Here is a 10,475-nt window from a genome sequence, read left to right as displayed (position 1 = left end):
TCCTTGCCCCTGTAGAAGAAACCGTCGCAGGTGGCGCAGGCCGAGACTCCAAAACCCATGAAGTCCTGCTCGGTCGGGATGCCCAGCCATTTCGCTTGCGCGCCGGTGGCGATGATCAGCGCGTCGGCGGTATAGGTCGTGCCGGAATCGCCCTTGGCGCGGAACGGTCGCACGTTGAGGTCGACCTCGGTGATGATGTCGTTGATGATGTCGGTGCCGACATGCTCGGCCTGTTTCAGCATCTGCTCCATCAGCCACGGACCCTGGATCGGGTCGGCGAAGCCGGGATAATTCTCGACATCGGTGGTGATCATCAACTGCCCGCCCTGCTGCAGGCCGGCGACCAGCATCGGCTTCAGCATGGCGCGGGCGGCATAGACCGCCGCCGTATAGCCGGCCGGGCCGGAACCGACGATGAGAACGGGCGCGTGCTTGGTGGTCATCTAAAGCCTCTGCGGAGGGCTGCCGGCAATTGCGGCATGGAAAACTCGATCATTGTCGCGCGTAATGTAAGTGTTGCCCACGACGCCAGCAAGGCAAGTTGGCGTTCGTCCCCGGAAAGCTTTGTCAAACCTGTCGCCCGCTGATCCCGCGAAATATTCCGGGCGAAGGATGGAATGGACAGCGAAGTCGTTTAATTACAAAATCACGCAAGATTCTTGCGTATTGCCCCTCATGATCGAGAGCCCACATGCCCCTCAAGGCCGACCTCGACGCCATCGACTGGAAGATCCTGCGCGAATTGCAGGGCGACGGCCGCATGACCAATGTCGAACTGTCGAACCGCGTCGGCATTTCGGCGCCGCCATGCCTGCGCCGCGTCAAGCGCCTGGAGGAAGCCGGCATCATCCGTGGCTACCGTGCCTTGCTCGCTGCACCAGCGCTCGGCCTCGATGTCGTTGCCTTCTGCCTGGTCGGCCTGCATCATCAGGCCGATGCCGAGCTGCGCATCTTTGCCGAGCGCACCCGCGGCTGGCCGATCGTACGCGACGCCTGGATGGTGTCGGGCGAATCCGATTTCCTGCTGCATTGCGTGGCGAGCGACCTTGGCGCCTTCCAGAGCTTCGTCATCGAGGAACTGACCTCGACCCCCAATGTCGACACGGTGCGCACAGCGCTCACCATCCGCCGGGTCAAGGACGAAGGGCTGGTCTCGTTCGCACAGCCTTGAGCCGGTTGAACCGCAACGAGCTTTCGCCGATGTCGCTTGAAGGCCTCGCCATATCAGCGCCGCTTTGGCGTTCGATAGCTCTCCTGTGAAGCCGGAATTTCTGCCGCAGCCGTCTTGTTGGTTTCCTAGAGCAATTCCAGAAAAAGTATGTAACGGTTTTCCCGGGTAAAGCGCATAGCGCTTTCGGGATTGCGTAAACAGGGGCGCAGGGCAGCCCAATTCCGAGAACAGTGTGCCGTGGGGTGGGACGATGACTCGATTTTCTAGCCCGGTTTCGGCGCTGGTGATCTGCATGAACGAGGCCGATATGATCGGCGAGTGCCTGGAAAGCGTCGATTTCTGCGCCGAGATCATCGTCGTCGATTCGGGCTCGACGGACAGCACTCTGGACGTCGTCAATGGGTACATCGCCAAAGGCTACCCGATAAGGCTTTTTCACAACGATTGGCCGGGCTTTCCTCGTCAGCGGCAATTCGCGCTCGATCAGGCCACGCAACCATGGTGCCTTTCGATTGAAGCCGACGAGGCCATCGACGACGTGCTCAGGCAGTCAATCATGAATGTGACCCAGCTTGGGAATGACGCCTTCGACGGATGGTACATCAGACGCCGCGACAAGCTGAAGGGCTATGGCTATGCGCACCGCTGGGTGCTTCACAACAGGCTGCTGCGTCTTTTCCGCCGCGACAAGGCCACGATGGACCTCAATCTGCGGGTCCATGAGTCGTTCGAGGTGCCAGGCGAAACCGGCACGATAGAAAATGGCGTGCTGCTGCATCGCCGCGAAATGACCATTGCCGAGGATCTGGCAAGGGCCAACACCTACTCCAGCCTCAAGGTTGCCACGCTTGTCGAACGAGCCAAGAAGCCCGGCCTGATAAGACTGGTGCTGTCGCCGCTCGGCAACTTCCTGAAGTTCTACCTGGCCAAGCGCTACTTCCTGTGCGGCCGGCACGGGTTCGTCTATTCGATGCTGGTGATGCTGTATTCGTTCGCGACAGAGGCCAAGCTTTATGAAGCCTGGCGAGACAAAGATCGGATGTAAGCCGTCACGGCGCGCCCGAGGCGGTGCCAAGCGCAGCTATTGCGGCGAGCAGGCCGTCGAAATCCGCGCGCTCGCACCAAGGCCGAATTGTGAAGCCCGATCGGACAGCTGCTTGTCCATCTACCAGCCAGCCCTGCGCGAGGCCGGCGCGTTGTCCCGCCTCCATGTCGGCCTCCTTGTCGCCGACGACCAGCGAACGCCGCAGATCGAGCCCGAGGCGCCCGGCCGCCTCCAGCAGCATGCCCGGATTGGGCTTGCGCATCGGATGATCGGCAACCGCAAGCACACCGGAGCCAGCTTCGTGATAGGCGCAGGCGACGACCATATCGACGAACGCATTGTCGACGCGCAGCAGCTCGAGCACGCGGCCATTGACGGCGGCGAAATCGCCCCAGCCGAAATAGCCACGCGCGATGCCCGACTGGTTGGTGACGATGATGACCGGAATGCCGGCCCGGTTGGCGGCGGCTATCACCGCGGCTATGTCCGCGCGCAGCACCATTTCGGCAGGATCATCCGGATAGCCGGTATCGACATTGACGGTGCCGTCGCGATCGAGGAACAGCGCCGGCGAGCCGGCGGCGAACACCCTTGAGCCGACCCGCTCGACCCATAGGCCCGGCTCCGCCAGCGGAAAGCGGCCAGAGGTCGTGGGATCAGCCATTGCTGAGGCGCGCTTCGACCACCTCGCAGAGATGATGGTAAAGGCACAGATGCCCCTGCTGGATGATCGGCGTCGAGGTCGACGGCACGTTGAGCAGGATATCGGACAGAGGCTTCAGCTTGCCGCCGGTGTCGCCGGTCATGCCGATCACCGTCATGTCCATCCTCCGCGCCTGTTCGGCGGCGGCAAGGATGCTCGGCGAATTGCCGCTGGTCGAGATCGCCAGGAGCACGCCGCCGGCAGCGCCATGCGCCTCGACCTGGCGCGAAAACACCGTGTCGAATCCATAGTCGTTGCCCCAGGCGGTCAGCACCGCTGCATTGGCCGGCAGCGCGATGACATTGTAGGCCTTGCGCTCCTTGAGAAAGCGGCCGACCAGTTCGCCGGCAATGTGGATGGCGTCGCTGGCCGAGCCGCCATTGCCGGCGATGAGCAAAGCTTTCCCCGACGAAAGCGCAGTCACCACGGCGCTCGCTGCCCGCTCCATCTCACCGGTCAGGTCCCGTTCGACCATGGCTGATATGGCAGCCGCCGAGCGGACAAGGTAATCGTTCAAGTCGGACATGAAACCCTCAGTTTGTGGTGCCGCCGGCGCGCAATTTGCCAATGGTGTTGGTGGTGCTTTTGCCGGCGACGAGATCGACCAGCACAACGCGGCCGCCGGCTTTCTGCACGGCATCGGCGCCGACCACGGTGTCGACGGTGTAATCGGCGCCCTTGACCAGTATGTCGGGCAGCAGCGCTTCGATCAGCGCCAGCGGCGTATCTTCCTCGAACACCACGACCGCGTCGACCGAGGCAAGTGCTGCCAGCACGCAGGCGCGGTCGTGCTGGTCGTTGACCGGGCGCCCGGCGCCCTTCAGTCGCCGCACCGAAGCATCGCTGTTGAGGCCGAGCACCAGCCGGTCGCATTGGCTGCGCGCCGCGTGCAGCAAGCTGACATGGCCGGCATGCAGGATGTCGAAGCAGCCATTGGTGAAGCCGACGCTCAGGCCCTCTTCCTTCCACGCCGCCACCATGCGCGCGGCTGACGTGGCGTCGAGGATGGCGTCCTTGTGGGCCGTCGGCCCATGCGAACGGAACAGCGCGCCGGTGAGTTCCTCGACCGTCAGCCGCGCGGTGCCGCGTTTTCCCACCACGACGCCACCAGCGGCATTAGCGATCGAAGCGGCCATGACCGTATCGGCGCCCACGGCCAGCGCCAGCGCGAAGCTCGCGATCACCGTGTCGCCGGCGCCCGAAACGTCGAACACTTCGCGCGCCTGGGTGGCGATGTGGCGCGCCTCGTCGGGGCCGACCACGCTCATGCCCTTTTCGCTGCGCGTCGCGACCACGAAATCGAAACCATGTGCCGAAATCAGTTCGCGTGCGGCACCCACGATCTCGTCATCGGCGAACACCGCATGGCCGGCGGCCTCGCCGAGTTCCTTGCGGTTGGGGGTGATGGCGGTCGCCCCGGCATAGCGCGCGTAATCGCGGCCTTTCGGGTCGACCAGCACCGGCTTTCCAGCCTCGCGGCAGATGGCGATCAAGTCGCCGGCGACGCCGTCGAGCAGGACGCCCTTGCCGTAATCGGACAGGATGACGATGTCGGCGTGCGCCAGCGCGGCTCGGAAATGCCGGATCAGGCCGGCTCGCTCCGCGGCGCCGAGCGGCTTGATCTCCTCTTCGTCGAAACGCAGCACCTGCTGGTTGAGCGCGCTGAAGCGGCTTTTGGACGAGGTCATGCGACCACGCTCCTGCGCGAGGCCCGCCGTATCGGCGCCAAGCTCCCGCAGCATCCGCACCAGACTGTCGCCCGCCAGATCGGCGCCGATTACGGAAACGGGGACAGCGGCAGCGCCGAGCGAAACGATGTTGGCCACGACGTTGCCGGCGCCGCCCATGGTCGAGGTTTCGCCGCGCCCGTGCAGCACCGGTATCGGCGCCTCCGGCGAGATCCGCTCGATGACGCCGTTGACGAAACGATCGAGGATGAAGTCGCCGACCACCAGCACTGTGGCCTGGCCGAACCGCGCAATGGCGCGGTGCAACGGTTCGGGAGAAGGCGGATTGTGCTTGATCATGTCACTGGCAACACAGGGAAAAGGCCGATTTCAATCTCATAAGTGCTCATCAATCGACTGGTCGGATCGTTCATGGCGAAAGCCGATATACCGCAAATTCACGCAGCGCAACGGCAGGGCATGATCCCGGTAGGCTCGGGCGGTCAGCTCTTCTGCAGGGCGACATGGACGCCCAGCCCGACCAGCACAGCCCCTCCCGCCCGTTGCATCAGCCGCTGTGCGCGGCTCGAACGCCGCAAACGGCCGATCACGGCGCCCGCCAGGAACACACAGACGATATCGGCCGAAGAGAACATCAGATTGACGATCGTGCCGAGCACGACGAACTGCAGCCAGACCGGAAACGCCGCCGAGGCGTCGATGAATTGCGGCAGGAACGCCATGAAGAAGATCGCTGTCTTCGGATTGAGCACCTCGACGGTGATGCTCTCGAAAAAGGCGCGCCGCGCCGATTTGCGCTCGATCGCAGGCAGCGCCGCATCGCCCTCCACGCGCTTGCGAAACAGCGAGACGCCAAGCCAGATCAGATAGAGCGCGCCGACCAGCTTGACCGCCAGGTACAGCGTCGGCACGGCATGAAACAGCACCGACAGCCCGGCAGCCGCGGCGAAAACATGCACGTAGCCGCCCAGATGAATGCCAAGTGCCGCCGTCAGGCCGGACCAGCGGCCGCGCGCCATCGTCTGCGCGGCCGCATAGAGCATGGCCGGGCCTGGAATGTAGGCGAAAATCGCCGTGGTGGCGAAAAACGCGATGAGCAGTTCGGTCGATGGCATTTTTGGTCCCTCACGATCGTGCTCTGTTCTGTCGATTCAGTCCGCGCGCGGGATGGCTTTGGACTGACCCGTGCGGACAACCGCAGTAAAAGCGAACATAATTTTCTTGTGAAATGACGGGCTGAACGCGCCGATTCGCGCACCCGGCTCGAAATAGGCCGACGCTTCCAGGATATCATGATTGTACTCATCGACCATGACCCAAAGGGGCATAGGGTCGAGGCCCGCACGGTGGCGTTCAATTTCCGGGATGCTGACGGCAACGCGATCACGGCCCGGCTGCGTGGAAGTGATTGCAAGGATGAAGAGGTCGTACCGCCGGCTTTCCCAGGAAGGACAGCCACAAAGGCCACAGGCCGTGACTTCCGGCCTTCGGTCTCGCCGTCTCCGTGTTGGCGATGCCAAAGATATGGATATCGCCAGACGTCCGCAGCGGCGGGTTTAATCACGGTCCAATTCCGCGGCGTACTCCTCGAGCATCTCGACATGTTCGGTCGGGGCATCCTCCGCAGCGTAGACGCGGCGGCTGTCGTTGCCGAAGCGCGCTTCGTAGGCCTCGATGCTCATCAGGACGTATCTCGGCTTGTTGTGGCGAGTGATGGAGACCGGCTGCTGGCTGGCAGCTGCAAGCACATCTCCAAGATTCTGTTTCAGATCGGTCGATGGATAGTTTTTCATGGGATACCCTGTTTTGTCCATAATAGACAAAACAGACAAAACAGCCAAGCGCATAAAAATGGCAGGACAGGCGCATGCACCTGGCTTTGTCGACAGCCCGCCTAGCCTCCCCTATAAGGACCGGAATCGCAAGCAACCAGAGGCCCTCCATGATCATCGTCACGGGCGGCGCCGGCATGATCGGCTCCAACATCGTCGCCGCGCTGAATGCCGAAGGGCATGACGACATCCTCGTCGTCGACGACCTTACCGACGGTCACAAGATCGCCAATCTTGCCGATCTCAAGATCGCCGACTATCTCGACAAGAACGATTTCCTGGACCGCATGGAGGCCGGCTCGCTCGGCCGCATCGAGGCGGTGTTCCACCAGGGCGCCTGCTCGACCACCACCGAATGGAACGGCAAATTCATGATGGAGGTGAATTACGCCTTCTCGAAACGGCTGCTGCATGCAAGCCAGGCGTTGCGCGTGCCTTTCCTTTATGCCTCCTCGGCTTCCGTCTATGGCGGCGGCTCGGAGTTTCGCGAGGATCCCGCGCTCGAGCGGCCGCTCAACGTATACGCCTATTCCAAGAAGCTGTTCGACGACTACGTCAGGCGAACCGTGTTCGCCGGGCGCACCGCCTTCGATACCGACCATTCACCGGTCGTGGGCTTGCGCTACTTCAACGTCTATGGCCCGCGCGAGGCGCACAAGGGCGCCATGGCCTCCGTCGCCTTCCATCTGTTCAACCAGGTCGAGCGAGGCGAGAACCCGAAACTGTTCGGCGCCTATGACGGGTTCGGACCCGGCGAACAAAGCCGTGACTTCATCCATGTCGGCGATGTCGCCGACGTCAATCTGTGGCTGTGGAAACGGGGCTCAAGCGGCATCTTCAATTGCGGCACCGGCCGTGCCCAGCCCTTCCGCGCCATAGCCGAAACGGTGATCGACACGTTGGGTAAAGGCGAGATTGAATTCATCCCCTTTCCCGACCATCTCAAGGGTAGCTACCAGAGCTTTACGCAAGCTGATATGTCCCGTTTGCGCGCGGCCGGTTATAACGGCCAATTCCGGACAGTGGAAACCGGTGTCAGAGACTATGTCGAATGGCTGAAAGCCCAACGATCCTCGTGATCGGCCCACGCTGGGTGGGCGACATGGTGATGGCACAGTGCCTGTTTTCGGCGCTGAAGGAATTGCATCCCAACGTCGCCATCGATGTGCTGGCGCCGGCCTGGGCCGCGCCGCTGGTCAAGCGCATGCCCGAAATCCGCCAGCAGATCGACTTTCCGCTCAAACCCGGCGCGCTCGAATTCACCCATCGCCGCCGCTTCGGCCGCCTGCTGCGCGGCCGCTACGACATGGCCTATATCCTGCCGGGCAGCTGGAAGTCGGCGCTGATCCCGTTCTTTGCCCGTATTCCGCGCCGTGTCGGCAATTTGCGCGAGATGCGCTATGGCCTGTTGACCGACATCGTGCCGCTGCCCGATGACGTGAAACGACGCACCGCGCAGGCCTATTTCGGCCTTGCCCAGGGCGGCACTTTCCGGGCGCCACGGCTCAGCGTGGACACGAAAAACCAGGTCGACCTGCTCGGCCGTTTCGGCTTGGCGCCGCAGAAATTCGTGGCCCTGATGCCCGGCGCCGAATTCGGCCCGGCCAAGCGCTGGCCCAGCGAAAGCTATGCCGGGCTTGCCCACGATTTCATGGGCAAAGGCTTGAAGGTCGCACTGTTCGGCTCGAAGAACGACCGCGACGTGACGGCGGAGATCGCGGCCCTGGCCCCCGGCGTCGTAGATCTCGCCGGACAGACGCGGCTGGAGGACGCCATCGATCTGATATCAGCCGCAAGGCTGGCCGTGTCCAACGACAGCGGGCTGATGCATGTCGCGGCCGCCGTCGGCACGCCGATCGTCGCCGTCTACGGCTCGACCTCGCCTGAGAACACGCCGCCGCTGGGGGAACGCCGCGAGTTGGTCTGGCTTGGCCTGTCGTGCTCGCCCTGCCACCAGAAGGTCTGCCCGCTCGGCCACCTCAACTGCCTGAAGACGCTGGAAGTCGGCCAAGTCGCGGCAGCGGCGGACCGGCTGCTGGACATCCCGGCAGCGGCATGAAGGTGCTGATCGTCAAGACGTCGTCGATGGGCGATGTCATTCACACCTTTCCGGCCGTCGAGGATGCCCGTTGCCACCGCCCGGACCTGTCCTTCGACTGGTGCGTCGAAGAGGCATTTGCCGGTATCGCCGCGCTTCACCCGGCGATCGATCGGATCCACACGGTGGCGATCCGGCGCTGGCGCAAGGCGCTGCTCGATAGCGGCACCTGGCGCGAGGCGGCCGCCCTGCGCCGCACCTTGCGCGATTGCCGTTACGACCTCGTCATCGATGCGCAAGGCCTCCTGAAATCGGCTCTGGTGGCAAGGCAGGCCGGCGCCCCCATTGCCGGCTTCGACCGTTCGAGCGCGCGCGAACCTTCTGCGACGCTGTTCTACGATGCCACTTATCCCGTACCGCGCGACCTGCACGCCATCGAACGGACACGGCGGCTGTTCGGGCTGGCGCTCGGCTATCAGCCCGATCTTTCGACCCTGGACTCCGGCATCGTGCCGCCCGTCGGCACTCTGGCGGGCATCGCCGGAAAAACCGCCTTCCTGCTGCACGGCACCAGCCGCGAAGACAAGAAATGGCCGGCCGAAGACTGGAGTGAAACCGCGCGCCTCCTGATCGAGCGGGGGATAACGCCGGTCACGACCTGGTCGAACGAGCGCGAGAAGGCCGTGGCCGAAGCCATTGCCAAGGCAGTGCCATCGACAGTTGTGGTGCCAAAGTCACCGCTGGCCGACATCGCTGCGTTCATCGGCCGCTCGGAACTGGTCATCGGCGCCGACACCGGGCTGACCCATCTCGCCAGCGCCTTCGGCCTGCCAACGGTTGCGGTGTTCCTGGCGACCGAGCCCGGGTTGACGGGTCCGCGCGGGCAATATGCGTCGACGCTTTTGGCAGTGCCCGGGAAGCGTGTAATGCCGGCGGGGGTGGTGGCGGAGGCAGAAAGGCTGGCGGGACTCCAGGTCCTTGGCAAGGCCAACGCTGGCAAGAATTGAAGTCAATCGGAAAGGCTGGCGCTGCCCCTCATCCGCCTGCCGGCACCTTCTCCCCGTATAACGACGGGGAGAAGAGAGCTGAACGCAAGGCCAGCGTCTATTCTGCTATGTTGAAAATCGGCGAAATCGTCGATGAGAGCATCTTTCTCCCCGTCACTATACGGGGAGAAATGCCCGGCAGGGCGATGAGGGGCGGCGCAAACCTCAGCTTAAAAATCGCAGCCGCGCCCCCCTCAAATCCCCTAGATGAACTGCACCTGGACGATCTCATATCCCCTGGCACCGCCAGGCGCATTGACTTCGATGGCGTCGCCGACTTCCTTGCCGATGAGCGCACGCGCGATCGGCGAGGAGATCGAGATGCGGCCGGACTTCACGTCCGCCTCCTGGTCGCCGACGATCCGGTAAGTCTTCTTTTCCTCGGTGTCCTCGTCGACCAGCACCACGGTGGCGCCGAACTTGATCTTGTCGCCGCTGAGCTTGCTGACGTCGATCACTTCGGCCCGCGCGATATAATCTTCAAGCTCGTTGACGCGGCCCTCGTTAAGGCTCTGCGCCTCCTTGGCGGCATGATATTCGGCATTTTCGGAAAGGTCGCCATGCGAGCGCGCTTCGGAGATCGCCTCGATGATGCGCGGCCGCTCTTCCTGCTGGCGCCAGCGCAGTTCTTCCTTCAATGACGCGAACCCCTCGCCTGTCATCGGGACCTTGTTCATGATGCCTGACCTTTCCTGCTGCCACCCCCGCGTTTCGGGGAAAGCCTTGTCGATGGGTACAAAAAGAAAACGGGTCCGGCAGCCTCGGGCTAACGGAACCGTTTCACCGCAATTTCCCTGAATATAGCAATGTCAGCGGGTTTTTCACGCCCAAAAATCGGTTTTGCTAAAATCATCCCCGTTTTCATCAGCCAGGGCGGTGAATGAGGCTGGGGCAACAAAAAGCGGCCGCGATCGCTCGCGGCCGCTTGGAAGAGCCCTGGGATCTTTTTAGC

At 63.0% G+C, this 10,475-nt stretch carries 13 protein-coding genes; 5 read left to right on the top strand and 8 right to left on the bottom strand.

The genetic code is table 11. From position 1 onward, the window contains the following. Positions 1–443: FAD-dependent oxidoreductase (locus tag EOD15_RS19790; protein ID WP_185929024.1), on the bottom strand; the 443-nt coding region annotated here is incomplete at its 3' end. 248 nt (positions 444–691) lie between these two features. On the opposite strand from EOD15_RS19790, the gene EOD15_RS19785 reads away from it, so the two are divergent. Next, entirely contained in the window at positions 692–1,171 is a 480-nt protein-coding gene (locus EOD15_RS19785) for an Lrp/AsnC family transcriptional regulator (RefSeq protein ID WP_127318539.1), read from the top strand. 250 nt (positions 1,172–1,421) lie between these two features. After that, entirely contained in the window at positions 1,422–2,216 is a 795-nt protein-coding gene (locus EOD15_RS19780) for a glycosyltransferase family 2 protein (protein ID WP_127318541.1), read from the top strand. 4 nt (positions 2,217–2,220) lie between these two features. Here EOD15_RS19780 and EOD15_RS19775 read toward each other — a convergent pair whose 3' ends face one another. From EOD15_RS19775 to EOD15_RS19750, 5 genes are all read right to left on the bottom strand, one after another. Beyond that, entirely contained in the window at positions 2,221–2,880 is a 660-nt protein-coding gene (locus tag EOD15_RS19775) for an HAD-IIIA family hydrolase (RefSeq protein ID WP_127318543.1), read from the bottom strand. Further along, complete coding sequence (locus EOD15_RS19770) at positions 2,873–3,445, bottom strand: SIS domain-containing protein (protein WP_024504153.1); 573 nt, start codon at positions 3,443–3,445, stop codon at positions 2,873–2,875. The genes EOD15_RS19775 and EOD15_RS19770 overlap by 8 nt, the downstream gene beginning before the upstream one ends. Before the next feature lie 7 nt (positions 3,446–3,452). Continuing rightward, a complete protein-coding gene (gene rfaE1 / locus EOD15_RS19765; RefSeq protein WP_127318552.1) occupies positions 3,453–4,946 on the bottom strand; it encodes a D-glycero-beta-D-manno-heptose-7-phosphate kinase in 1,494 nt (497 codons plus the stop codon). A gap of 143 nt (positions 4,947–5,089) precedes the next feature. Continuing rightward, positions 5,090–5,722, bottom strand: a complete 633-nt coding sequence (locus EOD15_RS19760; protein WP_127270423.1) for a LysE family translocator — start codon at positions 5,720–5,722, stop codon at positions 5,090–5,092. A gap of 441 nt (positions 5,723–6,163) precedes the next feature. Next, on the bottom strand, positions 6,164–6,400 hold the full coding sequence (locus EOD15_RS19750; RefSeq protein WP_023809741.1) for a type II toxin-antitoxin system Phd/YefM family antitoxin: 237 nt from the start codon (positions 6,398–6,400) through the stop codon (positions 6,164–6,166). Positions 6,401–6,549: 149 nt separating this feature from the next. Here EOD15_RS19750 and rfaD point away from each other — a divergent pair, with 149 nt between their 5' ends. Genes rfaD through waaC form a run of 3 tightly spaced genes read left to right on the top strand, consistent with a single transcriptional unit; the run spans position 6,550 to position 9,484 of the window. Continuing rightward, positions 6,550–7,518: an ADP-glyceromanno-heptose 6-epimerase gene (gene rfaD / locus EOD15_RS19745; protein WP_127318554.1), complete on the top strand. Its 969-nt coding sequence runs from the start codon at positions 6,550–6,552 to the stop codon at positions 7,516–7,518. After that, positions 7,491–8,498, top strand: a complete 1,008-nt coding sequence (gene waaF / locus EOD15_RS19740) for a lipopolysaccharide heptosyltransferase II (RefSeq protein WP_127318556.1) — start codon at positions 7,491–7,493, stop codon at positions 8,496–8,498. The genes rfaD and waaF overlap by 28 nt, the downstream gene beginning before the upstream one ends. Beyond that, positions 8,495–9,484, top strand: coding sequence for a lipopolysaccharide heptosyltransferase I (gene waaC / locus EOD15_RS19735; protein WP_127318558.1), 990 nt, complete (start codon positions 8,495–8,497; stop codon positions 9,482–9,484). The genes waaF and waaC overlap by 4 nt, the downstream gene beginning before the upstream one ends. A gap of 242 nt (positions 9,485–9,726) precedes the next feature. On the opposite strand, the gene greA is transcribed toward waaC, so the two are convergent. Both greA and EOD15_RS36285 read right to left on the bottom strand, forming a co-directional pair. Next, positions 9,727–10,200: a transcription elongation factor GreA gene (gene greA / locus EOD15_RS19725; RefSeq protein ID WP_013530066.1), complete on the bottom strand. Its 474-nt coding sequence runs from the start codon at positions 10,198–10,200 to the stop codon at positions 9,727–9,729. Positions 10,201–10,289: 89 nt separating this feature from the next. Beyond that, positions 10,290–10,475: hypothetical protein (locus EOD15_RS36285; protein ID WP_210212196.1), on the bottom strand; the 186-nt coding region annotated here is incomplete at its 5' end.

This window comes from Mesorhizobium sp. M7A.T.Ca.US.000.02.2.1, assembly GCF_003996995.1.
Taxonomy (GTDB): domain Bacteria; phylum Pseudomonadota; class Alphaproteobacteria; order Rhizobiales; family Rhizobiaceae; genus Mesorhizobium.
The sequence above is the reverse complement of the archived record's forward strand: the minus strand, read 5'-3'. Positions and strand labels throughout refer to the sequence as shown.